This window comes from Shewanella sp. WE21, assembly GCF_002966515.1.
Classification (GTDB): domain Bacteria; phylum Pseudomonadota; class Gammaproteobacteria; order Enterobacterales; family Shewanellaceae; genus Shewanella; species Shewanella oncorhynchi.
Genome location: NZ_CP023019.1, coordinates 4,593,359 through 4,618,255, shown reverse-complemented (window position 1 = coordinate 4,618,255; position 24,897 = coordinate 4,593,359). Strand labels below are relative to the sequence as shown.

20 protein-coding genes, 1 pseudogene and 1 riboswitch are annotated in these 24,897 nt (G+C 47.4%); of the genes and pseudogenes, 14 read left to right on the top strand and 7 right to left on the bottom strand.

The features are described 5' to 3' along the window. The first annotated feature begins 80 nt into the window (after positions 1 to 80). Positions 81 to 899 (top strand): helix-turn-helix transcriptional regulator, encoded by an 819-nt coding sequence (locus CKQ84_RS20620; protein ID WP_105252590.1) that lies wholly within the window; start codon positions 81 to 83, stop codon positions 897 to 899. 120 nt (positions 900 to 1,019) lie between these two features. Here CKQ84_RS20620 and CKQ84_RS20615 read toward each other — a convergent pair whose 3' ends face one another. After that, complete coding sequence (locus tag CKQ84_RS20615) at positions 1,020 to 3,557, bottom strand: glycoside hydrolase family 15 protein (protein ID WP_105252589.1); 2,538 nt, start codon at positions 3,555 to 3,557, stop codon at positions 1,020 to 1,022. A 148-nt stretch (positions 3,558 to 3,705) separates the two neighbouring features. Further along, positions 3,706 to 5,367, bottom strand: coding sequence for an MFS transporter (locus CKQ84_RS20610; RefSeq protein WP_105252588.1), 1,662 nt, complete (start codon positions 5,365 to 5,367; stop codon positions 3,706 to 3,708). An 891-nt stretch (positions 5,368 to 6,258) separates the two neighbouring features. Between CKQ84_RS20610 and CKQ84_RS20605 the strand changes: the two genes are divergently transcribed. Further along, positions 6,259 to 6,552 carry a YciI family protein gene (locus tag CKQ84_RS20605; RefSeq protein WP_105252587.1) on the top strand — a complete coding sequence of 98 codons (294 nt, stop codon included), beginning with the start codon at positions 6,259 to 6,261 and terminating at the stop codon, positions 6,550 to 6,552. A gap of 213 nt (positions 6,553 to 6,765) precedes the next feature. Next, positions 6,766 to 7,773, top strand: a complete 1,008-nt coding sequence (locus CKQ84_RS20600) for a class I SAM-dependent rRNA methyltransferase (RefSeq protein WP_105252586.1) — start codon at positions 6,766 to 6,768, stop codon at positions 7,771 to 7,773. A gap of 82 nt (positions 7,774 to 7,855) precedes the next feature. On the opposite strand, the gene CKQ84_RS20595 is transcribed toward CKQ84_RS20600, so the two are convergent. The 3 genes from CKQ84_RS20595 to CKQ84_RS20585 all read right to left on the bottom strand — a co-directional run bounded on the left by CKQ84_RS20595 (position 7,856) and on the right by CKQ84_RS20585 (position 11,772). Further along, complete coding sequence (locus tag CKQ84_RS20595; protein ID WP_105252585.1) at positions 7,856 to 8,305, bottom strand: carboxymuconolactone decarboxylase family protein; 450 nt, start codon at positions 8,303 to 8,305, stop codon at positions 7,856 to 7,858. Between the two features lie 43 nt (positions 8,306 to 8,348). Then, entirely contained in the window at positions 8,349 to 9,245 is an 897-nt protein-coding gene (locus CKQ84_RS20590) for a helix-turn-helix domain-containing protein (RefSeq protein ID WP_105252584.1), read from the bottom strand. A gap of 364 nt (positions 9,246 to 9,609) precedes the next feature. After that, on the bottom strand, positions 9,610 to 11,772 hold the full coding sequence (locus tag CKQ84_RS20585; RefSeq protein WP_105252583.1) for a glycoside hydrolase family 97 protein: 2,163 nt from the start codon (positions 11,770 to 11,772) through the stop codon (positions 9,610 to 9,612). 255 nt (positions 11,773 to 12,027) lie between these two features. Here CKQ84_RS20585 and CKQ84_RS20580 point away from each other — a divergent pair. From CKQ84_RS20580 to CKQ84_RS20570, 3 genes and pseudogenes are all read left to right on the top strand, one after another. Continuing rightward, positions 12,028 to 12,844, top strand: a pseudogene (locus tag CKQ84_RS20580) (tRNA (adenine(22)-N(1))-methyltransferase TrmK). Positions 12,845 to 13,128: 284 nt separating this feature from the next. Continuing rightward, complete coding sequence (locus CKQ84_RS20575; RefSeq protein WP_028759835.1) at positions 13,129 to 13,659, top strand: NUDIX hydrolase; 531 nt, start codon at positions 13,129 to 13,131, stop codon at positions 13,657 to 13,659. A 190-nt stretch (positions 13,660 to 13,849) separates the two neighbouring features. Beyond that, positions 13,850 to 14,365, top strand: a complete 516-nt coding sequence (locus CKQ84_RS20570) for a tRNA-uridine aminocarboxypropyltransferase (protein ID WP_254053143.1) — start codon at positions 13,850 to 13,852, stop codon at positions 14,363 to 14,365. A 55-nt stretch (positions 14,366 to 14,420) separates the two neighbouring features. On the opposite strand, the gene CKQ84_RS24215 is transcribed toward CKQ84_RS20570, so the two are convergent. Both CKQ84_RS24215 and CKQ84_RS20560 read right to left on the bottom strand, forming a co-directional pair. Beyond that, positions 14,421 to 14,537, bottom strand: coding sequence for a pentapeptide repeat-containing protein (locus CKQ84_RS24215; protein ID WP_158683079.1), 117 nt, complete (start codon positions 14,535 to 14,537; stop codon positions 14,421 to 14,423). Beyond that, a complete protein-coding gene (locus tag CKQ84_RS20560; RefSeq protein WP_105252580.1) occupies positions 14,513 to 15,196 on the bottom strand; it encodes a hemolysin III family protein in 684 nt (227 codons plus the stop codon). The genes CKQ84_RS24215 and CKQ84_RS20560 overlap by 25 nt, the downstream gene beginning before the upstream one ends. A gap of 494 nt (positions 15,197 to 15,690) precedes the next feature. Here CKQ84_RS20560 and CKQ84_RS20555 point away from each other — a divergent pair, with 494 nt between their 5' ends. The 8 genes from CKQ84_RS20555 (at position 15,691) to CKQ84_RS20520 (ending at position 24,896) form a co-directional block, all read left to right on the top strand. Continuing rightward, positions 15,691 to 17,067, top strand: a complete 1,377-nt coding sequence (locus CKQ84_RS20555) for a hypothetical protein (protein ID WP_105252579.1) — start codon at positions 15,691 to 15,693, stop codon at positions 17,065 to 17,067. A 167-nt stretch (positions 17,068 to 17,234) separates the two neighbouring features. Continuing rightward, positions 17,235 to 17,333: riboswitch (TPP riboswitch) on the top strand. A gap of 200 nt (positions 17,334 to 17,533) precedes the next feature. Continuing rightward, complete coding sequence (gene thiC / locus CKQ84_RS20550; protein WP_254053142.1) at positions 17,534 to 19,639, top strand: phosphomethylpyrimidine synthase ThiC; 2,106 nt, start codon at positions 17,534 to 17,536, stop codon at positions 19,637 to 19,639. Positions 19,640 to 19,641: 2 nt separating this feature from the next. Next, positions 19,642 to 21,552 carry a thiamine phosphate synthase gene (gene thiE / locus CKQ84_RS20545; RefSeq protein ID WP_105252578.1) on the top strand — a complete coding sequence of 637 codons (1,911 nt, stop codon included), beginning with the start codon at positions 19,642 to 19,644 and terminating at the stop codon, positions 21,550 to 21,552. Further along, positions 21,545 to 22,447: a HesA/MoeB/ThiF family protein gene (locus CKQ84_RS20540; RefSeq protein ID WP_105252577.1), complete on the top strand. Its 903-nt coding sequence runs from the start codon at positions 21,545 to 21,547 to the stop codon at positions 22,445 to 22,447. Before thiE ends, CKQ84_RS20540 begins: the two co-directional genes overlap by 8 nt. A 1-nt stretch (position 22,448) precedes the next feature. Next, the gene (gene thiS, locus CKQ84_RS20535; protein ID WP_105252576.1) at positions 22,449 to 22,652 is read left to right on the top strand and encodes a sulfur carrier protein ThiS; all 204 of its coding nucleotides are present in this window, start codon (positions 22,449 to 22,451) and stop codon (positions 22,650 to 22,652) included. A gap of 1 nt (position 22,653) precedes the next feature. Next, positions 22,654 to 23,418, top strand: a complete 765-nt coding sequence (locus CKQ84_RS20530) for a thiazole synthase (RefSeq protein WP_011919276.1) — start codon at positions 22,654 to 22,656, stop codon at positions 23,416 to 23,418. Beyond that, positions 23,415 to 24,530 (top strand): 2-iminoacetate synthase ThiH, encoded by a 1,116-nt coding sequence (thiH, locus tag CKQ84_RS20525; protein ID WP_105252575.1) that lies wholly within the window; start codon positions 23,415 to 23,417, stop codon positions 24,528 to 24,530. Before CKQ84_RS20530 ends, thiH begins: the two co-directional genes overlap by 4 nt. A gap of 102 nt (positions 24,531 to 24,632) precedes the next feature. After that, complete coding sequence (locus CKQ84_RS20520) at positions 24,633 to 24,896, top strand: chemotaxis protein (protein ID WP_105252574.1); 264 nt, start codon at positions 24,633 to 24,635, stop codon at positions 24,894 to 24,896. The last annotated feature ends 1 nt before the right edge of the window (position 24,897 follow it).

The following is a 24,897-nucleotide window of genomic DNA, read 5'->3' as shown; positions in this document are numbered from 1 at the left end:
GTTTACCGACCTATTGGGTTGAATACGTAAAAGATGCCTACTAAGATAACTGACTTGGTTTGGCGTTTTAAGAAGGTAATATGTCAAAGTATGTTCCTAAGGCGACATTGTTAACACCCAGTGATGCGGCGTTTATCATAGATGCCAATCGGCCCGTGCTGACCCATACTCGCAATATGGCGGCGGAAGCGGGCATCGAACCTCACTCGCACCCGCGGGGTCAGCTACTTTGGGCCGCCAAAGGTTTGTTACGTGTTCGCAGTGAAAATGCCGTCTGGGTGGTACCCTCAACCCATGCCGTTTGGATCCCTTGCAATTTGCCCCATCAAGTGAACAGTGAAACCCACGCCCATACTCGCAATATTTATATTGACCCTAGCTATGGCGTTAGGCCACAGGATACGCAAGTGGTGATGGTGACTATGACAGCGCTGATGCGCGAATTAGTGCTTAAACTTTGTGAAAGTTCACATCTTATGGACAGTGGACAACTGCATCGGCTGGGTTTGGTTGCCATCGATGAGCTTCAAACTCTGGACAGTCTGGATGCCCATTTACCCGCTGGCTCAGATCCAAGACTCAGCCGATTAATCCAAACGCTGATCCGACGTCCAAAAGTGAGTTACTCACTGACCGAGTTAGCCGAAATGGGCGGCGCGAGTGTGAGAACGATTGAGCGACTATTCAAAGCTGAAACTGGGCTCACTTATCGACAATGGCGGCAAAGGTTTCGTTTGTTAAATTCGCTTGAGAGCTTAAGCCAAGGGGAGAGCACAACTATGGTGGCCCATAGTTTAGGTTATTTGAGTGTCAGCAGTTTCAGTGCCGCCTTTAAAATGCAATTTGGTTGCACGCCGCAAGATTACCCGCAGCATAAGCCTATGAGAAACGGGAGCTAAATCAGGCATCATAAAACCGTCTATAAAAAAGCTAGAACAATATCTAGGATGCTGTTCTAGCCTGCAATTTATCAAAGTGTCTTAAGCTAATGCACTATTTTAATTGATTATTTCAACTTGTCATTTTAATGCCGCAGGGACGATAGGGTAATAATCCCAGACTTGGCCATCGGTCATTGAGCGCACCAGTTTGATGTATTCGGCATGGGTCCAAGCAAGCGGTGTGGCAGAGTTGGTGCCTTGTCCGAGTTGGTAATGATAGCGGGTGGCATCGCCGACACCGTCCCACGCTTGCTCGGGTAACATCATGCCCGCATTCGCAAAGGTTTCCATGCCTTGCACATAGGTGTTGATCAACTGCTGCTTGGTTTGCTGCGCGTTATTGCCAGTTAGCTCACCTTTTGCTTGGGCGAGTGCTAGCTCAAAATGACCGCGCTCGCCGGTGAAGAAGGGCCAGATTCGACCGCGTTGATCGGCGCTGTTGCTGCCGGATTCTGCGTAGTTATTGCCAGAAACCGTATCCTCACCGTAGCCGTCGTTGCCATAACGTCTAAAGCCTGGGATAGTGCTGCCATCTTTGGCGGTAAACTCATATTTAAGGCGTAGGTTTGGTTCAAGTTCAGTGTTATCAATCAATTGAAGGCTTTGATTGATCAGCTTGTCGGTTGCACCGCGCACGCCATAACGTACTAGTTCTAAAAATCCGCCATCGAGGATCTGACGCTGATCTAAACCTTGCTTACCGTTATTTGCCGCCAGTTTATCGCTGGTGTTTGGCTTGCCATTCGGGCTTAAACGTAAATAGTAGGGCGCGCTGACGCCTGCGCTGTTCTTCAATAGTCCTTGAGTGGTGACTAAGTGCTTTTCTAAGCTATCACTTAAACCTTTTGCGGCGGCAAGATAACGGCTGCTGGAGTCGGGATCTTTGGCTTCTTTGGCGATGTCACTCGCGGCAACAAGACCTGCGATCACTGCGGCCGTTGTCGAGGGGGAGTAACCCGCTTGTTCTTCCCAACGTTCTTGCTGAGTTTTAGGCGGGGTGATTTGGGTGTGATTCCAATCCAGATTGACCTCACCGCCGCTGATCAAAAAGTCCGCTGCACCTTTGAGCATCTCTTGATACCAGTGACTGATCTCATCAGGGGTGAGTACGCCCGCTTGCCAGAGTTTCCAGCCGAGCATGATAGGCATGGCGGTTTGATCGAGCTGTACGCCAACCCACTCAATTTGGCCATCCACATGGGTCTTTTGCAGGAACCAACCGTGCGTACCCGTAAAGCCGGGCGTCTTTTCGGTCACTTGCACTTTTTTCAGGTATTCGAAGGCCACTTTAGGCGTTTGCGTGTCACCCATGGCGAGGAATGCCATGGCGCATTGGTAAAAGTCACGCGGCCATACTGCTTTATAGCCAGTGCTCGGCACGGCTGCCGAAACCGTATCGCCCCAAGGGTTAGAAAGTGAAGCGATCAGTGCGCCGGCATAGGTTTTATCTTCCTGCGCTTTCAAGACCATAGCGCTGGTATACAGCAGCTTGCCGTTATCTGTGGTGTTGTTGGCCATGTTAGCGATGGCGGGCAGTGAGCTTAGGTAACCCTGCCAGCCTGCATTGTAATGGCTGAGCACAGCATCATAACCTGCGGCTAAGCTGGCATCGGCATTGGCTAAACTCTGGATTTCGTCTTTACCAAAACCGATGGCGAGATTAAAGGTGACGGGTTTGGCTTTGATGAGCGTTGGGTAGCTTGCGGTAAAGGCGATATTGCCGACGGTCGATTTATCTTGCGCACTGGTCGTTTGATAGGGCGTATCGAGTTTGCCGTTATCGGCCAAATCGGCTAGGCCATCGGAGACGCCGACAAAGCCAGTGGTTGCCTGCACAAAATTCAGATCGGATTTTACCGTCATTACGCTACTGTCTTTGGCGGCGGTATAGGCCACCAGCGCCTGATTCTTTGTATGAGTGTCGATGCGGCCGATATCATTGGCGCCTGCGTTATCGATATGCGGATTGACATACAAATGTGGTGTAATGCCGTCTTCAAAGGCGGTAAAGGTGACGCGCATCATCAAAGTGTCGCGGTCGGGATCGGTAAAGATATGCTTTTCAATCTGATACTTACCTTCAACATCTTTATTGATAATTTTATAGGCAAGGGATTGCGGGCGACCATTAGCATCTGTATCTAAATATTCTATGCTGCTGATGGTGTTCTCTTTTTCGGTATCGACAAAGCCATTACCTGTGACCACAAATTGCAGTTCTTTGAGCTGCGCATTATGGATAAGACCATACATGGTTTCGGTTAAAATACCTTGGGCGAGGGAGAACCAAACACGGCTAATGGGATTTTGCTTAGCATCTTGGTATTGACCTTGGGTATAAGGCTCGTAAGACGTCCCAATACCAGTTTTACCCGAAAATGCCCAAGTCGGCGCTTTACCTGGTGCGCCGGGCGCAACCTGCTGCACACTTGGCGCGGCATTCACACTTGTGGCAGTTGTTGCTGAATTCGATGTGGGTGAACAGGCCGCTAACCCTATTATCCCTAATAGGCTTGCGGCGACGGCAAGCGCTAGGCGGCTGCGTCTTGTTAACGCTTGTGTGTGACGGTTTTGGCTGGTATGCAGATCCTGCTGCGGCGTAGGACTCGATTCCATCTCGTTCTCCCCAAATAATGGTTTTACTTTTATAGTGATTGAATTGATAAAGATATTTTATGCTGCTGTGATTAGCCAAATGACCGAATTCACCGCGCTTAACATGCATTGCTGCATGTCGGCTATTGTGTATCGCTGTTATAAAGAGCTAACTTTTATTCGTTAATTTGCTTGTGGCTTTCGTGATTGAGTGGGTCTTGCGGTTCATCGCTGCACTTTGATTATTTGAGTTATTTTGTTCGACAATGTCTTGGTCGACAAATAATACGGCAATGCCTGCACACATCATCAAGACGCCACCTGTGATCAGTGCATAAATAGGTTGACCATCGAACAGACCATTGAGCACTAAACCCAGCACACTGGCGGCAAGAAGCTGCGGGATCACGATGAAGAAGTTAAAAATCCCCATGTAAACGCCCATTTTTTGCGGGGGTAACATGCCCGACAACATGGCGTAGGGCACAGATAAAATTGACGCCCACGCGATACCGACACCTATCATAGGCAGCCATAACAGGCTTGGGTCTGCAATAAAAAAGAAACTAATCAAACCTATACCACCACAGAACATATTGACTGTATGGGTCAGCTTGATGCCAATACGCTTAGCCAGCATAGGAATAAAAATCGCGGCAATGGCGGCAAAACCATTGTAGGAGGCGAACAGTACGCCAACCCAATCTGCGCCGTCGTTATAAGCCTGTGACAACACATCGCTGCTGCCAAAATGGTAAGACGTCACGGCGGCAGTGGTGTAAATCCACATGGCAAACAGTGCGAACCAAGAGAAAAACTGCACGATCGCCAGTTGATGCATGGCTTTGGGCATATGGAACAAGTCATCGACCACGCTAAATACCATGCCGAGCTTATTGCGTTCAGCGGGTTGTGAATTGCCCAAACGCAGCGCGCAATACAGTTGTAATGGGCCAAAGGCGAAAATCCCTAAGCTCAAAATATACAGCTGCTTGTCTAAATGCTGCGCCCAAATAGCTAAGGTGAGCAGGGCGCCGAGACCCATCCACACGAAGGAGGCAAATTGATAGTCCTTGCGGGTACGAGTGCGGGCTAAGGTTTCATCTTCAGCATCGACTTGTTTTGCGTTAAAGGCGGCTAATTCTTCAGGGGAATATTCTCTTGAGGATACGACAGTCCAACTGACGGCGAGCAATAATACTGTGCCACCGAAATAGAAGGCATAACGCACTGAATCGGCAATTTCACCCGCTGGTGCAGTATTCGCAACATCAAAAAAGTGAGTCAAAATATAGGGTAAGGCCGAAGCGACCACAGCGCCAATGCCGATGAAAAAGCTTTGCATGGCATAGCCTTGGGTACGTTGGCTTTTCGGTAAATTGTCACCGACGAAGGCGCGAAACGGCTCCATGGCGATGTTGATCGAGGCATCCATAATCCATAACATGCCTGCGGCAATCCACAGAGTAGGCGAGTGCGGCATGATAAAAATGGCAAGGGTAGTAAAAATCGCGCCAATCAAAAAATAGGGGCGGCGACGGCCAAGGCGTCCCCAGGTGTTATCACTCAAATAACCAATAATAGGTTGAACCAATAAACCCGTCAGTGGTGCGGCAATCCACAGTATGGGAATTTCATCGATAGAAGCCCCTAAGGTTTGAAAAATGCGGCTGACGTTGGCATTTTGCAGGGCAAACCCAAATTGAATGCCTAAAAAACCGAAACACATATTAAAAATTTGCCAGAAACTCAGCTCAGGTTGTTGCTTGAAGGCATGCGGCAACTGAGGCGCTGCGGCTTGATGAGGATCTTGCTGGTAATTCGAAGACATTGAACTTCCTTTCTGTTGCCGGCAGTCGTTCTGCCTTGAGTGCTTATTGTTTTAATTGTTTTGCCTAGCAATGGATTGGCACTGTACTTTGCTTTTATGTGGTGAGCTATTTCATCACAGCCAAGAGCATACAATAAAAGCTAAGAGTCAGATTCATGGCTTATTCATGGTAGTTTCGCGCATGCCATGAATGAGTGTACTCTGTGAAAAAATGGCGAATATACTCCTCCCTCAGAAGCATATTCGCCGATAAATTCATTTCAAATTTGGACCTAACACCTTAATTCAAAGGGGTTAGCCCAAGTGAGTGGCCTAAAGCCAGTCAGCAGAAAGAACTTAAGTCTGATAGCAATCCTTGTATGTAACCCTATCAGAAACGACCTCACAGATTTCAAACCCCACAAGCAGAGGGTGAAACGAGCGGATTTATAGTAGCCTCGGCGTAGATTTTTGCACAACTGCTTACATACGTATTCATCATGGCTTAGTAACTGGATGGAAACATAGGTGTAACGCATTTAGACGGTTTATCAATAGTCATAGGCTTGCTGGAATGCTCAAATAACTCTCTAATCTTGTTAGAATACTTGATGATCAGTCATTGCATTATTTTTTAGAAAAAAGGGTATTGTTATTGCGGATGTTAACTGAGTGATAAAATCAACCGCAGCATAACTGACGGCGAGTTCAATGCACTTAATCAGAGTCAGCATGCAATCAATATCCAGTACGGATGCCGATAGCTTGACTCGAAAGTCGCGCACTCTGCACTATGATAATAGCCAGCCTAGATATGGTGGGATCAGATAGGTACTTAGCTTATGATGATCACCAGATTAAGCATTTTTCGTTCGATTATTTTAATTTTTTTCAGTTGATTAAAGGATCCTTATGTTTGTTGTCTCGCTTACCTATAAAAAGCCAATTGCAGAAGTAGAGTTACATTTAGCCGCCCATATTGCTTATCTTGATGAGTATTATGCCGCAGGGACTTTTGTCGCCTCGGGTCGTAAGGTGCCACGTACCGGTGGCGTCATCCTCGCCAAGGCTGAAAGTCGCGCGGCGCTAGAGGCTATTTTGCAGCAAGATCCTTTCTGCATTGCCGATGTTGCTGAGTTTGAGGTGATAGAGTTTGTACCGACTAAAACGGCGCAAGGGTTAGAGCCGTTGCTTGAAGTGATTTAACCTACATCTTTGTTTGAAAATTATTCCGTGCACTTGGTTATAACAGGCTTGGCGGGTTGGGGGGACATAGAGTTCCCCCCCATTTGGATGTTAGTCGGTGTTTATGCTGTTTTCGGGGCGAACTTTTCCGATATTCTGCGACCTAGTTTGGTATTATGCCGTTTTCCCTCTTGAAACCTTACGCAGGTTTCCGCTGCGCGAGTCCCGCTTTTTATGTCTATTCAAACGCTGTTATCGACGGCTCTGGCGAAACGCCATGATTTTTTACAACAAGCAGAACAGGATCAAACCGATTGTTTTCGGGTGTTCCATGGCACAGTTGAAGGCGTGAGTGGCTTGAATGTCGATCGCTACGGCGATGCTTGGCTAGTGCAGAGTTTTCATCAGACCTTAACCGACGAAGAGTTAGCCGATGTGAGCGCTGTTTTGCTGCAACAGGCCGATTTACCGATTGTGTATAACGACCGCTCATTAGGCCATTCCCGCGTATTGAACGCGTTATCACCCGCACTGACAGAGATTGCGAGTTCTGAGCGAGTAATGCAGGAAAATGGCATCAAGTTCAGCACTAAACTGCGCCACGAAGGACAAGATCCGCTGTTATTCCTCGATATGCGTATTGGCCGCGAATATGTGCGGGCACACAGCCAAGATAAAACTGTGCTGAATTTGTTTTCCTACACCTGCGGCATTGGTACTGCGGCAGCCATCGGCGGCGCGACTCAGGTGATGAATGTTGATTTTTCTTCCTTTGCTTTAGCGACGGGCAAAGCGAATGCGGCATTAAATCAGGTGTCGAATGTATGTGAGTTTGTGCAGAGTGATGCGTTTCCGGCATTGCGCCAATTGGCAGGCTTGAGTGTGGGAGGGCGCCGCAATCAAAAATTACCGAGTTATCCCAAATTGGCGCAAACCCAGTTTGATCTGGTGTTCCTCGATCCGCCGCGTTATGCCAAGAGTGCTTTTGGTATTGTCGATTTGGTCAATGATTATCAAGGTTTGTTTAAGCCCGCATTAATGGCGACGAAAGTCGGTGGCACTATCGTTTGCTGTAACAATGTGGCGAAAGTCGAGCGCCAAGCATGGTTCGACAGTTTAGTGCGCTGCGTTGAAAAACAAGGCCGTACAGTCACTACGTACACTTGGCTCTATCCCCATGAGGATTTCCCTTCGTTCGATGACAATCATCCACTTAAAATAGTGGCACTGACATTAAGTTAACTATATAAACGGCATAGTGATAAGAACTACATAGTGATATTAACAAGCAGGGCACCCGATTCGGTGCCCTTTTTATTTGCCGCTAGATGGGCTGTAAATGGAAGGCAATCGCGACGCGGTTCCAGCCATTAATGGCAATGATTAAGCTGGTGAGGTCGACAATTTCTTTCTCGGAATAATGCTCTGCAAGCGCCGCATATTGACTGTCATGCACGGGGGCAGTAGCAACTTGGGTTAAGATTTCTGTCCAGAGTAGCGCTGCACGTTCCCGTTCATTAAAGATTCCATCGACCTCCTGCCAAGCGGCAAGTAAATCTAAACGCAGCTGTTCTTCACCGTCGCTTCTGGCTTCCTCGGCGTGCATTCGCTGACAAAACGCGCAGCCATTGAGTTGCGATGCTCTGAGCTTGACTAAATGCACCAGTAATGGTGCAAAGTGGGAATCACCGGCCGCTTTGTCTAAGCTGAGCAGTGCGTTAGCGAGTGTGGGTTGTAGCTGGTAAATTTGCTGGCGTGGTATACGTTCTGACATAAAAGCCTCCTATAAGCTGAGGCTTCAATCTAAGCTGTTAGCGCTATGTAGGATTGGAGATTTGCGACATTTTACGCTTTTTGTATTGTCCTGGAGTTTGCTGTGTCACCCGAACAAAGTGTTGATGTAGATGGGCTTGATCGTAAAATCCGCAATCGAATGCGACTTGCACTAGGCTGAGGTTAGGTGATTGGCTGAGTAAGTTTCGGGCTATTTTGACTCTGTTTAATTGCAGTAACTGCGCGGGTGACAATCCGGTTTCTTGTTTAAATCTTCGTTCAAACTGGCGGCGACTTAGGGGCAGTTGCCTATAGAAATCCTCTAAACTGGCTTGGGTTTGAGTAAGCTTTGGTAAACTCGCCTGCACTAAGCCAATCATAGCGCTTTTATGTCGAGATAAGGCCGCATCACATTGCTGCTGGGTGAGCTGCAATAACCAGTGCTCAAGTAGGGCGACGCGTTGGGCTGGCTGATTGGTTTCCGCCAGTTGCGATAGCAGTTGATCCAATCCTGTTAGCTGCAATTGCGTCGCATCAATAGCCTTCATTGATGCGGCAGACAGAATATCTTGCAGTTCAATGCCGAGTAAATGAAACGCGCTGCCGGGATGAAAACGAACTGTCATCAGCTCGATTCCTGGTAAAAAGGCGTGGGAATGTCGGCTCTGACCACAATGAAACAACACTTGAGGTTCATCGCCACTGAGTGTTTGAGTTGGGAAATAGAAATGCAGGCTAGTGCCGCCGTCTGGATAAAATGTCTGTTCAATGTTCTGCGGTAAATCAGTCGCAACGCGCAAATGAAAGTAGCGCTGCACCCAAGGGCGAAGTGGCGCTAAGGGTTTAAAATGGCTAAAGCCTAAGTGCGCGAGTTCAGTTTCGAAACGTTTAAAGCTGCGCATTTCTAATAAATTTGCCCGATATCGCAAGCTGAGCACCATAAGGAAGAAAGGAAGGTCAGATTAATCTAACTGAGGCATTTTTGCACCTGTGTTGGTTGTACGCATTTGCCTTGGGCTGGATTGAACAGTCTGTGGTGTTGGCTAGTTTGCGAGGGTATTTAAAGCCTGTGTATTCGGTTCATGCTGATTTGTCGGCCTAGGCACGAACTGAATTTACGCCAACATCAGCTAAGATGCTTCGAGGAGGATTAACTTTTACGTTTTGTATTGGGATAAATAGGTCCTATCTGGCAATAAAAAGTCACCAAGGACAAGGTATATCCTTGGTGACTTTCTGTTTTTTTACTCTGTATTTTCACATTCGTTCAAACACGTTGTTAACGCACTGATTTTAAAGCCAAACCTAAAGCACTTTGAACCTTATTGCCGTGCCGCCACTGCTGGCGAGTGTGAGGTTTAGGCTATCTTTAGCACTCACCTCTTTGGTTTCAATCACATAATCATAGGGATTGGTTTTCCAATCGGCTTTTGCGCCATCGCGGTAAATTTGTGCTTGATAACGTTTATTCGGGGAGAGGAAATCCAGTTTGACCGTGACCGTGCGTGCGGTTTCATCCGTGAGTGCGCCTAAGTACCAATCACCTTGATCCTTCGCTTGGCGAGCAAAGACCACATAGTCACCGACTTCACCGGCCAGCGCGACACTTTGATACCAATCTGTGGGCACATCGCGGATAAATTGGAAGGCATCTAAGTGCTTTTCATAATTGCGCGGCAGATCCGCTGCCATTTGGATTGGGCTATAGAGCACAACGTACAAGGCGAGCTGTTTGGTCAATGTGGTTTGCACACGATTTTCAGCATCCAACCCCTTGGGCGCTAAGTCAAAAATTCCCGGGGTAAAGTCCATTGGACCCGCAAGCATGCGGGTAAAGGGTAACATGGCCGTGTGTTCAGGGCTGTTTGGTGGGCTACCCCAAGCATTATACTCTTGGCCGCGGGCACCTTCGCGGGAGATCCAGTTCGGATAGGTTCGGCGCAGGCCTGTGTCTTTAATCGGCTCGTGGGTATTGATACTGATATGGTGTTTCGCTGCTTCAGTGACATTGTGCAAATACTCACCGACCATAAACTGGCCGTCGTGCCACTCGTGACGGGTAATGCCTTTGTCATCTATGCGCTTGATTTGGCCACCATCGGCGACATAGCCCGTTTTGACTTGAGTAACACCAAGCTGCTCATACAGGGCGAAGGCATCTGCCATTTGCTCGCGATAATGCGTGACTGAACCTGCGGTTTCATGGTGGCCGATTAAGCGTACATTTTGTTTTGCCCCGTAGGCTGCGATGGCGGGCAGATCGAAATCAGCATAGGCCTTGGTAAAGCTAAATTGATCGCCATTGTGGAACCAGTCGCCGTCCCAACCTTCATTCCAACCTTCTACCAATACACCATCAAACTGATATTGAGCGGCAAAATCCATATAACGCTTTGTTTCACTGGTGGTTGCTCCATGGGTTGGGCCCGAGCCCCAAGTATTTTCGTTTAAGTGCATTCCCCACCAAATACCGACGTATTTCCCTGGTTTTACCCAAGTAACATCGCCGAGTTTATTGGGTTCATTGAGGTTTAGGATGAGGTGCGAATTGAGCAGCCCAGTTGCTTTGTCGGCAATTTGAATAGTGCGCCACGGCGTATAAAAACCCACTTGGGTTTTGACGCGAATACCGTCTGACCAAGGCGTGAGATCCGCCTTAAGTTTGCCATCGCGCTGTTGATCTAAGGTCATGGCGGCAAAGTCCACCAAGGCGGCTTCGTGGATACTTAAGTGCGTACCGTCTGCGAGTTTAAAGGTGAAGGGGGTATGGGCTCTATCGACGTCTTTAAGCGCTGTGGTGCGATATAAATATTCGTAGCGATTCCAGCCGCGGGCAGGGATCCACCATGCTGTAGCTTTATCGCTTTTGCCGACATTGAACTCGGTTAACTCGTCAGTGATTAATAGCGGCGAATTGGCGGGCAGGGCAGCTTGTGGGGCTAAGTGATAGCGAAAGCCAATCCCATCGTCAAAGGCTTTAAATTCGATTTCGAGTTGCACCTTGCCATTACTTAATACTGCAGTCAGTTGATTGTGCTGATCGCGGATCCATTCCTGTTCGCCCCAAGGTTGTTGCCACTTTTCATCGGCACTTTTTTTCTCGCTGCTATTAATCTGCAATCCTTGACCGAGTTCGCCAATGGATTGAAAAACTAAGCCTAAGCGACTCGGTTCTATGACTCTCTTGCCGTGAAAATCGATTTTATATTCGGGGCGGCCTGTATCGTCACTCAAGCTGATTTGAATTTGTTGGTTGGGTGAGCTGACGGTAACGGTTTTAGCAAATACGTTGGCACTAAAAAGACTCGTAACTGCAAGGGCGATGGCTGTAGGGCTTAATAGCGCTTGCGATAGCTTTTGGCACGATGAGCTCTGGCGAGTGTGGCTGTTTGTTAAGTGGCAGTCTGTTACGTGACAGGCAGTTAAGTCGCTGCGAGTGAACTGAATAGGGTTGGTCTTGATGAACATTCCTTGATCCTTGTTTTTATAATGAATGTGACTCACAGCATACTAGTGGCGATGGCTTTTTAACCGCAACGGCCTGCATACGTATTCACCATATTAAGGCGTGGCGTGACAGGTGTGACGTGAAGCACTGCGAGGGCACGAACAAAAGATGTGGTTTGCTTTTGACTCGGGTAAACTGCGCGCTTTCTTTTTGCTTAAAAATGCAATTTAGCGTGGGATTTACAGTATTTTGAGCCGCAGTAGTAAGGTCAAACCGTGAAAATTAGCCAACGTTTACAACAGATAAACAGCATGATCACTGGTCATTACGATCATATTTGGGATTGCTGCTGCGATCATGGTTTGCTCGGTATGCTGTTGTTAAAAAGGAATGCTGCTCGCCAAGTGCATTTTGTCGATTGTGTGCCTTCGCTAATGCAGGCGCTTGAGCTGCGTTTACAGCGTTTCTTTCCCGCAGAGATATCAGGCCTTAATCCCAATTTAGCGCCACACTCAGATCCAGACTTAAACCCAGACATAGACTCACAGTCAAACCAAGAACCAAACTCAAACTTATATCGTCATACTCAGTGGCAAGTGCATTGCCTCGATGTCGCGGCTTTACCGCTCGAGCAAACCAGTGACAAAGATAAACAGTTGATTATCATCGCTGGCGTGGGCGGTGAACTGCTGGTGGACTTAGTGCGGGCAATCTTAGTTCAACACCCACAGCGGCACCTCGAGTTTATTTTGTGTCCCGTGCATCATAATTATCACGTTAGGCAATCACTCTCAGCCTTAGGGCTAGGGCTTAAGTCGGAACACTTATTGGAAGAGAATCAACGTTTCTACGAAATCCTCCACGTCAGCACAATCATAGATCCAAATGGTCTGCCTATCACGGCTACGGGGTCGTTAATATGGCAGACGTTAGATGAAGCAAACCTGCCGCGAGCACACCACTACCTGTCGCAGCTGATTGGCCATTACCAACGCATGCCGGCGCACAAGCAAACTCCTGAAATTATTCACGCCTATCAGCAGCAATTGGCCCAGCTCTTGAGTGAGTATGAGTGAGCTTGAATGCGCTTGAGCATTTTTTCGCTTGGGTATTACGCTGAGAACTAAGATGAGAACCAAAGATGAGCAGCTAAGATGAGGATCAGGCGAAAGAGCTGATGCATCGCGATCTCGTTGTTAATATTATGGGTAAAACGATTTTAGCATAAACCGTTAACAATCAATCTTGTAATCGTTAAAACCTATTAATCACTCGGACTGGACTGAGTGTGATTATTGCCTCTGTGGCAGTTTTTGATCTGCATTTGGCGCATTTTCGTTTATGCTGCGACTCCTTTTCGGCAAATGGCTACGACTATGCGTTTATTGAGAACCACCCAAGATCCAGCGGTTAACCTACAGACGGCACGCGTTTTTTATCGCAGAGCTGCCCGCGCGATAGTGTTATCGGGTGAAGACATTTTGCTACTTTATACCCAAAAATACCGCGACTACAGCTTACCCGGAGGTGGAATTGACGATGGCGAGAGTCTCGAAGATGGACTGATCCGCGAGCTTCAGGAAGAAACCGGCGCCTTAGATATTCAAGTGTTAGCCCCCTTTGGTCGTTACGAAGAGTTTCGACCTTGGTACCGTGAGGGGGCGAACGTGGTGCACATGGAGTCATTCTGTTATGTGTGCCGTATCGACACCACCTTGGGCGAGCGTGGTTTAGGTGAGACTCGATTAGAAGCCCACGAGATTAAAAATGGCATGCGGCCTGAATGGCTCAATATTCATCAAGCAATCGCCCATAATGAAGATATTCAGCGTAATCATCCCCATAAAGGCCAATCAATAGAGCGTGAAACTTTTCTGCTAAAAAAGATAGTGTTGGAATTTTTTTAAGTTTTATCATTTTTAAATCATAACTTTAAACTATGATTTTATTTCATGTCAAACTTAGTTTTCTTGGTTTATTGGCGATTGAACGCCGTTATTTTAACCTGATTTTTTAAGTGGATGTGCTTCGAGTCTGTGCCTGACTCAGTGGATGTTTAAGACAATTTCTCACTCTTTTGCCGCAGCAGGGAAGACAATGCAGATTATTTTATTGACCCACGAACGCGAGTTAACTCGCAAAACGAATACTGGCCAACTTGCGTTAGCCGCATTCCCTGAAGAGGTGAAAAGCATCGTCTGGTCGAGAACGGCACCTGATAAAAATTTAGTGGCAATGCTAGCATCCCAGCAAGCCAAGCTGTTGTTTCCTGCAAGTGATACTGAGCCAGCGCTCTCGAACGCACAAACGTTATTAGCACCAGCGCAATCCACACTCATAGCAACACAACGAATGCCTAGCCAAGTGGTGATTTTAGATGCGACCTGGCAGGAGGCGCGTAAGATGCTGCGCCAGAGTCCCTATCTCAAAACAGCCGCACGAGTCAGTTTGCCGCCACTTATGCCTGAATCCGCCTTTATATTGCGGCGTAATCAGCAAGAAGGGGGCTTGTGTACCGCAGAATGTATTATTGCGCTTTGGCGCCAGTGTGGCAGAGCAGAACAAGCGACGCTATTAGCGTCGCTGTTTACTGAATTGAATAACCGTACTTGATTGCAGTGTTTGAGAGAGTGTTCGAGGAAGTGCATGAATAGATAATTAACGACTGTTAGCTTTGACCCATAGATAAATCACCGTCAGCTGAATCACAGTCATTTAAATCAGAGCCAGTTAAATCACTATCAGTTAAATCATAGTCATTTAAATAACAGTCAGATAAATACACAGAAAGTGACTCATGGCACCGCCGAGCACAAACAAATGCCAAATGGCATGGTTGAATGGAATGCGTTTACCGACGTAGAACACAACTCCTAAGGTGTAAAATAACCCGCCTAAGATTAATAGATTAAAGCCTACCTCTGACATCGCCGCCGTTAAATCACCCATCACAGTGACACATAGCCAGCCCATAGCGAGATACAAGACTAAACTTAACTTTTTGAATTTGTGAATAAACAGTGTCTTAAATAGGATCCCACCAATTGCAAGCGACCAAATGGCCGTTAAAATCACTACCGACTGCGTGCCTTGTAAGCTTATCAGCATCAAAGGTGTGTAAGTCCCTGCAATTAAACAGTAAATAGCGCAGTGATCGGCGATCTTCAGTTTATGTTTCCAGCCTGAATGGCTAACACTGTGATATAACGTCGAGCATAGGAAAAGCACTATGATGCTCGCACCATAAATGGTTACGCCCGTAAGTTGAATTGGCGTTAGGTGATCTTGACCTTTAAGCAGCATGAGCACCAATGCCACAATCCCCGCAATGACACCTAGGCCATGGGATACACTGTTAGCGATCTCTTCTTTGATACTATATGGTCCATATTTTACCGGGTTTTTAACTGTGTTTGGCTGTTCGGTAACACTTTGACTCGACATGGTAGATACACACTCGTAAACGATAATGACTGAGTCTATCAGTTAGAAAAATAAATCACCATATTTAAGCGTACAATTGTAAGCTTAAGTTTATAGTTGGCTTCTATTTTTCATCTTTTAGATTTTTAACGCCGTCTTGCACTCCCATCAGTGCATCGCATTGATGATGCTACTCGCTTCAAGACGTGAGATTTAACATTCAATTTAGCGCGATTATGATCCCAATTCCCAGCCTTATTTGTCTTAACTGGCAAGTGGCTTATCAAGCACTGGCGTAAAGTACTGTGCTTGTAGCAGGTTGCATTCGCATTGAACTTTGCTCTGTTTGCCTCCTCTAATCTGCGTTGAGCACTCGTAAGTAAATGCAATCAATAGATAATTCGCTTTCAATATTCACCAACCCGATATTGGATTGATATTGAATTAGAGTGTAATCGTTCCACGTTAAGCATCATTGAAATCAATGGATACTATACAAAACCTAAGGATGGATTTTGCCTTTTCAACATCAACCCAAGGCCGCGCCTTTATTGACAGCATCTCCTACAGCGATAGCGATTGGAGATGATGCCAATAGTGCTTTGCTGATTTCGGTCACATCGCCAGAAGGTGAGACTTTTATCGCCTTTGATCATCACCTCGGTGAACTGGATGCTGCTCAAACGCCTGTTTTTACTACTAATGCGGAGCCATTAGCGTTCAATAGCGGTGCAGGCTTTTTAGTCACTGAGCATGACACCCAAGCTATAGACCAAGAGCAAGCCCAAGATTTGGTACTGCAAGAAATCCGTGCTGAACATCAAGATCAAGATAAATTGGTTTCTGAATCTGAATCTGAATCCAAACCTGAACTGTCTAGGACAATACAAACCCGTGCTCAGGGATTGGGGACGGGATCCGTTTTGCGTGCTCGTCAGCCGTATTTCAAAGGATTCAGTTTGTTATTTTTTGTGCTCTTAGTGCATGCGTGTTTATTTTTACTTATCTGCATTTTGTGGCGCCCGCAGTTAAATCCCTTTGGATTGAAGGAAATAGAAAGCCGTGGCCCTAAAGTGACAGCGATCAAGGCTTACTTTATTTATGCTCCCGCGGTAGAGAAAGCCGAAACCTCGGAGTCCAAAACTGAGATCAAGGCCGAGGATAAGACTGAAGCGACAAGTTCTGTTACGCCTACAATTGTTCCCACACCTCAAACTCAAGTGAAGCCTCTGCCAATACTTGAAAAGGTCATGCCTGAAACAATAGCACCCGAAAAGGCCGTCTCTGAAAAAGTAGAGTCGGAAAAAGTGACCCCAGATACGGTTAAACCGAACATCACTCAATCGAGCCAATCTCAATCAAAGAAAACTCAATCAATTGCCCCAAGTGATGAACAACCCACTGAAACGATGGCAACAAAACCAACGAATACGTTGGATACCTCAGAATTAAAGCCGCAGCTTGGCGCTAAGAGTTCACCCGCAGCAGAAGGTGAGAGCACAATAGCGACAAGCTCAAGCATGAGTTTATTCACCCAGCAATATTTTGAACGTCAGCGCGAGCAAGCGCTCGATGATCTCGTCATTGAACAGGCCGATAAATTCACCCGGAAATCGAATATGAGTGAAATGAGCCCTGAGACGGAAGTGCTATTTGTCCCTAACGCCGATGATTTCGGTGGCACAACGAGTCTAGATTTACCCTTAGACCCAAATCGTATTGTGCGTAAAGGGGATACTTGTTATCGCGTGGTACAAGTCGGCACTCAAGTTAATCCTTACGCCGAAAATTTAGGTTTTCCCATTAACTGCAGTGGCAAAAAAATCAATCAAGCTATTGATGATGCCATTCAATCTCGATTAAACAAAATGATGCTCAAACCCCATAAATAGTGACTTTATTTTATGATTTATTTTCATGCTAATTATAGCTTTTTTAGTTTAATTTTATTTAATCAATTAAAAACAATGAATTATGAATCTTTATTTTGGATTGGTAGTTAAGGTTTTTAATTACTTTTTTCCTTGTTTGTTGCTGCCGCTTCTGTCTATACTGCGCACTCATCTTGTCGGAGTGCCTCTTGGCTGAGACCGTTTATTCGGGATCCGTTGAACCTGATCAGGTTAAAACCTGCGAAGGAAACAAGCGTAATAACACACATTAAATCGCAAAAATTGACGGCTTTAACACCTGTTTGCTCAGCAGGGTTTTAAGCTTTAATGTTGAGATTTAATTGTTATTGAGCAGGGTAACTCAATTTTTGAAGCCAGTGTTGGCCACAAAAATTGATTGCCATGCCAGCTATCAACAACTCAATTCTCCAGACAAGCAACTCCATTTTTTAACGTGAGATTGCTTATGTCCAGTTCAAACCAAAACCCAGCTGTAGCTGCCAGTGCGATAGAAATCACAGCGCCAGAATCGACAATCCCTAATAAATCGACTGAGTCTAGTCAATCAATCGTGCCTAAGGCGCCGAGTCGCCGCGAAATCCGTGCGCAGGCCCAAGCCTTTATCGATACGCTAGCGCCACTGCAACATCCTAATTCACAAAAGATTTATCTCGAGGGTTCCAGTGCCGATATTCGCGTTGGCATGCGGCAAATTCTGCAGACTGACACCCTGGTCGGCGGCACAGATGATGCGCCCATCATGGAAAAAAATCCGCCAATCCGCGTGTACGATTGCGCCGGACCTTATTCCGATCCTGAGGCCGACATCAATGTGCGCCTCGGCCTTGGTAAATTAAGACAAAACTGGATCCTAGCCCGCAACGACACAGAGCAATTATCCTGTGCGACCTCAGACTTTACCCAACAAAGACTCGCCGACGACGGTTTAGATCATCTGCGTTTTGAGGCAGGCTCGAGTGCCATTGTCAGCCCACGCAGAGCGCTGCAGGGCAAACGAGTCAGTCAATTACACTATGCCCGTCAAGGGATTATCACGCCCGAAATGGAATATGTGGCGATCCGCGAGAACATGGCACTTGCGCAAGTACAGGATGAAATCCTCAATCGTAAAGCCAAGGGCGAAGCTTTTGGTGCCTTAGTCGGCGAACCGATTACCGCCGAATTTGTCCGCGCTGAAGTCGCCCGTGGCCGCGCGATTATTCCGCTGAATATTAACCATCCCGAAGCCGAACCTATGATCATCGGGCGTAACTTTCTGGTGAAAGTGAACGCCAATATCGGTAACTCGGCGGTGACCTCTTCCATCGAGGAAGAAGTGGAAAAGCTCGTCTGGTCTACCCGTTGGGGCGCAGATACGGTAATGGATTTATCCACAGGTCGTTATATCCACGAAACCCGCGAGTGGATCATCCGTAACTCGCCAGTGCCCATTGGCACAGTGCCGATTTATCAAGCGCTGGAGAAAGTAAACGGCGTGGCAGAGGATTTAACGTGGGAAGTGTTCCGCGATACCTTAATTGAACAAGCTGAGCAAGGTGTTGATTACTTTACGATTCATGCTGGTGTACTGCTACGTTATGTGCCGATGACGGCTAAACGCGTTACTGGGATCGTTTCCCGCGGCGGTTCAATCATGGCCAAATGGTGCCTGAGTCACCACAAAGAAAACTTCCTCTACAGTCATTTTCGTGAGATCTGTGAGCTTTGCGTCGCTTACGATGTATCCCTGTCTTTAGGCGATGGTATGCGTCCTGGATCGATTGCCGACGCTAATGATGCCGCCCAGTTTGCAGAGCTTGAAACCTTAGGTGAGCTAGTCAAAATCGCGTGGGAATACGACGTGCAAACCATTATCGAAGGACCGGGACATATCCCGATGCAGCTCATTAAAGAGAACATGGACAAGCAGTTAGTTCACTGCGACGAAGCGCCGTTTTACACCCTTGGCCCACAAATCACCGATATTGCACCTGGGTATGATCATTTCACCTCCGGCATAGGCGCGGCCATGATAGCTTGGTACGGCTGCGCTATGTTGTGTTATGTCACGCCAAAAGAACACTTAGGATTACCGAATAAACAAGATGTTAAGCAAGGTTTGATTGCTTATAAGATTGCCGCCCACGCCGCCGATGTGGCCAAAGGTCATCCGAGTGCGCAAATTCGTGATAATGCGCTGGCAAAGGCGCGATTCGAATTCCGCTGGGAAGATCAATATAACTTAGGACTCGATCCTGAAACCGCGCGTGCTTATCACGATGAATCTTTACCGCAGGAATCCGCTAAAGTCGCGCATTTTTGCTCTATGTGCGGCCCTAAATTTTGTTCGATGAAAATCACCCAAGATGTGCGCGCCTATGCCGCTGGCTTAGAGGCGGCACAAGCGAAAGCGGAGCAAGTTGAAGCGGCTGCCCAAGCCATGCAAGTCACAATCAAGACGCCGCAGGATTTGGAAGCGGCAATGGCGCTAAAATCGGCACAATTTGCTGCCTCGGGCGCCGAGATCTATCACGTGAAAGACAAGCTTGTCGCCGAAGCTGAGGAAGCCTAATTATGCTGGGTATTCATGGGGGGAAATTGCCCATGAGTACCGAGCGTCCCGCGTTTGTTTGGACCATAGCCGGTTCAGACAGTGGCGGCGGTGCCGGTATTCAGGCGGACTTGGCAACGATTCAGGATTTGGGCTGTCACGGTTGCAGCGTGATCACCACAGTGACGGCGCAAAGCTCAGTGGCGGTCATTTTAGTTGAGCCCGTATCAGCGGCGATGTTAATGGCTCAGCTGACGACTCTACTTTCCGACTTGCCACCCAAAGCAATTAAAATCGGCTTACTGGCAGATCAAACTCAAGTGGCATTGCTGGCAGATTGGATCGCGAGTTTTAAAATCCACTATCCATCTGTGCCTGTGATTGTCGATCCTGTGATGGTCGCCAGTTGTGGCGATGCATTAGCAGTAGATAACTGTCAGGATATAAAAAGTGCGGCCAAATCAGCCTTAGATTTTAGGCCTTTCAAAGGTTTAATCGAACTTATCACGCCCAATGTGCTTGAACTTGGGCGGTTAACTCACAGTGATGTTTCAACGAAAGCACAGTTCGTTGCTGCAGCACAGGCTTTATCCCAGAGTTTAGATTGCAGTGTGCTCGCTAAAGGAGGCGATGTGAACTTTGGCAGCACTGATATTCTTGATGATACTCATGTTCAAACTCAGGCTAACGTTCATGTTAGCACTCTCGATAGCAACGGCTGGGATTTTGAGCTTGCCGAGGATTATCTGGTTTGCCATCACGTGCGCGCGAGCTCTGAGCTGCATCAAAATGGGCGTTTCTGGTTGGCAAGCCCGCGGGTTAATACCCGTCATAACCATGGTAGCGGCTGCACTTTGTCATCGGCTATTGCCGCCGTGTTAGCGCAAGGTTTTGTATTGCAAGATGCGGTGGTGGTTGCCAAAGCCTACGTGAGTCAAGGCTTAAGCGCGGCGATTGGTTTAGGGCAAGGTCCAGGGCCGTTGGCCCGTACGGGGTGGCCCAATGACTTGTCCCGCTATGCCAAGATAAAATTGTGTGATGGTAATTTTATTAGTTATCACCTCAACCAACATCTTGATGTTGGTAATGACTTAGTTGCAACAGTTTTTTCCGCAACAGATCAGGCAACCGCTCAGGTAAGAATAACTTCGACGCCAGCTCAATACATCTCATCCCACGGTTTTAAAGTGCTCGATGCCGATCTTGGTGTTTATCCCGTGGTGAGTGACTTAATCATGCTGGAAAGTTTGTTAGTTGCGGGTGTTAAAACCGTGCAGTTACGGATAAAAACCGATACCAGCGGGTCAACTGCTGCAGGGTTAGCAGGATACCAGCGAGATAAATCTGCGCTAGGCAAGTCTGAGTCAGGTAAATTTGAGTTGGTTGGCTCTGAATTAGAAGCACAAATTCAAACGGCCATTGCCTTAGGTAAGCATTTTAATGCGCAGCTTTTTATCAATGATCACTGGCAGTTAGCGATAAAATACCATGCCTTTGGGGTACATTTAGGCCAAGAAGATCTCGCCGTTACCGACTTAGCGGCCATTCAAGCCGCGGGGCTCGCGTTAGGTCTATCCACCCACAGTTATTTCGAGTTGTTATTGGCGCACCAATACTCGCCATCCTACATAGCGCTTGGGCATATATTCCCAACCACGACGAAGCAAATGCCTTCAGCGCCCCAAGGGCTCGCAAAACTTAAGCACTATGTGGCGTTACTCCAAGACCATTATCCCTTGGTCGCCATTGGCGGCATCGACTTAGATAATCTGGCAAAGGTGAAAGCCACTGGGGTGGGCAATATTGCTGTGGTGCGCGCAATAACGAAAGCTAAGGATCCAGTCGCAGCGTTTGCAGAGCTGAGCCAAGCTTGGGAGCAATGTAGCTTGTCTGAAGAACTGGCTGTAAAGCATGAGGTTGCTAAGCATGAGTAAAAACCAACCGCTTGCTCACGCAGAGGTTCTTTGCGACGGTACACAAAGCGCTCATACACTAAGTGATGCCAATTTCATCCGTTATTCTCGGCAAGTCTTATTGCCAGAAGTGGGTGAGGCCGGACAATTACTACTGGCCGACGCCAGCGTTGTTATTGTAGGGCTTGGCGGCTTAGGGCAATTGGCGACGCAGTATCTGGCTTGTGCTGGTATTGGTCGCTTGACCTTAATCGATATGGATAAGGTTGAAGTATCGAATCTACCAAGACAATTGCTATTCAACGATGCCGACATTGGCCTCAATAAGGCGCGAGTTGCCAAGCAAAAGCTTAATCGTTTAGCGCCGCAGTGCACTGTTACTGCCCATGAAACAGTATTTAGTGCTGAGACATCAGCTCATCACTTCGCTGAGGTTTTACAATTAAAACAACAGGGTAAAAGAGTACTTGTACTTGACTGCACAGATAATTTTGCGACTCGCCAATCCATTAATCGCTGCTGTATCGAAGCGGCTTTACCTTTAGTCAGCGCGTCAATCGCAGCATTTAGCGGTCAATTGTTTGCGGTCGATCAAATGCAGCTCCCCTCTGGCGGTTGCTATCACTGTATTTTCCCCGCACAGACGAGAGTGTCGCAGAGCTGCAGTACCCAAGGTGTACTCGGCCCCAGCGTAGGCGTGATGGCGTCAATGCAATCTTTGGTGGCAATGCAACTCTTGCTGAGTGTGGACAGCGGTTGTGATGAACCGAAAAATGCCTTGTTGGGGCGTTTTTGGCGCTTTAACGCTAAATCACTTGCGTGGACTGCTGCTGTATTAACGCGGGATCCCCACTGTGACGTGTGTGGTCCCAAAGGGGCTTATCTATCATCAAATAAAGATAGTCTTGAGGTTTGATATGATTTTAATTCACATAAACAATATCCCGCAGTCGTTATCTGAACCGACGTCACTCGCGGCTGTGATCCTCGCACAAAATATTGCCCTCGATTCAGTTGCTATCGTGTTGAATGCTGAGGTCGTTCCGCGCAATCGCTGGCAATCTATTCTCTGCCAACATGAAGATAAATTAGAACTTTTCTCAGCTGTAGCGGGAGGCTAGTATGTTAAAGATTGCTGATGTGGAATTTGAGTCGCGTTTATTTACCGGGACGGGAAAATTCAGTAATAGCCAAGTGATGATCGAGGCGATAATGGCTTCAAAATCGCAGTTAGTGACAGTTGCGATGAAAAGAATTGATTTTAAAATGGGGCTTGATGATTTACTCACGCCGTTACGTCAAGCGGGTGTCCGGCTATTGCCTAACACTTCGGGGGCGAGAAACGCCAAGGAAGCGGTGTTTGCGGCTGAGCTTGCCCGTGAAATGCTGGGAACTCATTGGATTAAGCTCGAAATCCACCCCGATCCTAAGTACCTAATGCCCGATGCGATTGAAACCTTAGAGGCGGCCAGAATCCTCTGTGAGAAAGGCTTTATCGTGTTGCCCTACGTGCATGCCGATCCTGTGCTGTGCCGTCGTTTGGAAGAAGTGGGCTGCGCTGCTGTTATGCCACTGGCGAGTCCGATTGGCAGTAATCAAGGTTTAGTCACTGAAAGCTTTTTAAAAATCATCATAGAGCAGGCGCGGGTGCCAGTGGTGATTGACGCTGGCATTGGCGCACCTTCACAGGCTGCGCGGGCAATGGAGCTGGGCGCCGATGCTGTGCTCGTCAACACCGCCATCGCCAGCAGCGCGTCGCCGATAGTGATGGCCGAGTGCTTTAAAGAGGCGGTGCAATGCGGCAGACGGGCCTTTGAAGCTGGGCTTGGCCGAGTACAAACGGGCGCGGTACAGACCAGTCCTCTGACAGGATTTTTAAATCAATGAGTTTTGTAGCGGAATTTGCCAACATCCCACGGGATAAACTGTTACTCGATTTGTATTCTTGCACAGCCCAAGATGTCGAACGGGCGTTAGTGAGTCCAGCAGGGGATTTGCGCAGCTTACTGGCCTTGTTATCACCTGCGGCGGAACCTTATATCGAAACCATGGCGCAGCACTCTGCGGCGCTTACGCGGCAGCGATTTGGCGCGAATCTGGGCATGTATTTACCGCTATACGTCTCGAATCTGTGCGCTAATGATTGTGATTACTGTGGCTTTAGCATGAGTAACAAACTCAAACGCAAGACCTTGAATGAGCTGGAGTTGATGGCCGAAATGGCCATTATCAAAGATAGGGGCTTCGATTCTGTTTTACTGGTGTCGGGTGAGCATGAAACTAAGGTTGGTATCGATTATTTCACGCAAATGTTGCCGCTGGTAAAGCAGCAATTTAGCCATGTGGCGATGGAGGTCCAGCCCATGAGTGAGGACCATTATCGCCAGTTAGTCGCGCTAGGTTTAGATGCTGTGATGATTTATCAGGAGACCTATCAACCCGAGACTTATGCTCGTCACCATTCGCGAGGTAAAAAAATGGATTTTGCCTATCGTTTAGCAACACCTGACAGAGTTGCGGCGGCGGGCGTTGATAAAATTGGTCTTGGGGTATTACTGGGGCTGGATGATTGGCGTTTAGATGCGTTAATGATGGGATATCATCTCGACTATTTAGAGCGGCGCTATTGGCGCACCCGCTTTAGTATCTCGCTACCAAGGTTAAGGCCTTGTACTGGCGGGATCACCCCAAAAGTCATGCTATCGGATCTAGGTTTAGTGCAAATGATTTGTGCATTTAGACTTTTTAATCATCAGCTTGATATCAGTATGTCGACAAGGGAAAGCCCTGAGCTGAGGGATAATCTTTTGCCACTTGGAATTACTCAAATCAGTGCGGGTAGTTCGACACAACCGGGCGGCTATCAAGCACCCGACAGTCAACTCGATCAATTTGAGATAAGCGATGATCGCAGCGTCGAGCAAGTCATCGAACAGATGCAACGGCAGGGTTTTAATCCCGTATTTAAGGATTGGGAAGCCAATTGGATCACAGGATAAATAAGACCGTAAATAAATGGTGAGAATGCGGATAAAACCTGTACTTTTGCAGGTGATTGGTCAATAATTGACCCATTAATCACAGCGTGCAGGAATACCGTTATGCAAATCCAATCTGCTTATTCATCCGGTCTGCAAGGCTTGCAAAGTGCTCAATCTGGGCTCACTCAAGCAACAATAGATGTGGCTAAACCTACACCGACTCAAAGTGCGGCTCCGGCTGAATCTACAAGAGATGTTGCGCAGCCTGATAAAACCTCGGCATTACTTACCGCTAATGAGTCATTAAGACAAGGGGAAGCGTCAACAGAAGTGATTGAAACTGATTCTGAAACGATAGGTTCGATCATTAATATTAAGGTGTAAA

Excerpts from the sequence above, each read along its gene's own strand:
- thiH (WP_105252575.1), top strand. The coding sequence starts at position 23,415 with ATGAGTTTTGTAGCGGAATTTGCCAACATCCCACGGGATAAACTGTTA.
- CKQ84_RS20570 (WP_254053143.1), top strand. The coding sequence starts at position 13,850 with ATGCAGATTATTTTATTGACCCACGAACGCGAGTTAACTCGCAAAACG.
- CKQ84_RS20530 (WP_011919276.1), top strand. The coding sequence starts at position 22,654 with ATGTTAAAGATTGCTGATGTGGAATTTGAGTCGCGTTTATTTACCGGG.
- CKQ84_RS20615 (WP_105252589.1), bottom strand. The coding sequence starts at position 3,557 with ATGGAATCGAGTCCTACGCCGCAGCAGGATCTGCATACCAGCCAAAAC.
- CKQ84_RS20540 (WP_105252577.1), top strand. The coding sequence starts at position 21,545 with ATGAGTAAAAACCAACCGCTTGCTCACGCAGAGGTTCTTTGCGACGGT.
- CKQ84_RS20600 (WP_105252586.1), top strand. The coding sequence starts at position 6,766 with ATGTCTATTCAAACGCTGTTATCGACGGCTCTGGCGAAACGCCATGAT.
- thiS (WP_105252576.1), top strand. The coding sequence starts at position 22,449 with ATGATTTTAATTCACATAAACAATATCCCGCAGTCGTTATCTGAACCG.
- CKQ84_RS20585 (WP_105252583.1), bottom strand. The coding sequence starts at position 11,772 with ATGTTCATCAAGACCAACCCTATTCAGTTCACTCGCAGCGACTTAACT.
- CKQ84_RS20595 (WP_105252585.1), bottom strand. The coding sequence starts at position 8,305 with ATGTCAGAACGTATACCACGCCAGCAAATTTACCAGCTACAACCCACA.
- CKQ84_RS20590 (WP_105252584.1), bottom strand. The coding sequence starts at position 9,245 with ATGGTGCTCAGCTTGCGATATCGGGCAAATTTATTAGAAATGCGCAGC.
- CKQ84_RS20575 (WP_028759835.1), top strand. The coding sequence starts at position 13,129 with ATGCGTTTATTGAGAACCACCCAAGATCCAGCGGTTAACCTACAGACG.
- CKQ84_RS20620 (WP_105252590.1), top strand. The coding sequence starts at position 81 with ATGTCAAAGTATGTTCCTAAGGCGACATTGTTAACACCCAGTGATGCG.
- CKQ84_RS20560 (WP_105252580.1), bottom strand. The coding sequence starts at position 15,196 with ATGTCGAGTCAAAGTGTTACCGAACAGCCAAACACAGTTAAAAACCCG.
- thiC (WP_254053142.1), top strand. The coding sequence starts at position 17,534 with ATGTCCAGTTCAAACCAAAACCCAGCTGTAGCTGCCAGTGCGATAGAA.
- CKQ84_RS20520 (WP_105252574.1), top strand. The coding sequence starts at position 24,633 with ATGCAAATCCAATCTGCTTATTCATCCGGTCTGCAAGGCTTGCAAAGT.
- CKQ84_RS20610 (WP_105252588.1), bottom strand. The coding sequence starts at position 5,367 with ATGTCTTCGAATTACCAGCAAGATCCTCATCAAGCCGCAGCGCCTCAG.
- thiE (WP_105252578.1), top strand. The coding sequence starts at position 19,642 with ATGCTGGGTATTCATGGGGGGAAATTGCCCATGAGTACCGAGCGTCCC.
- CKQ84_RS20605 (WP_105252587.1), top strand. The coding sequence starts at position 6,259 with ATGTTTGTTGTCTCGCTTACCTATAAAAAGCCAATTGCAGAAGTAGAG.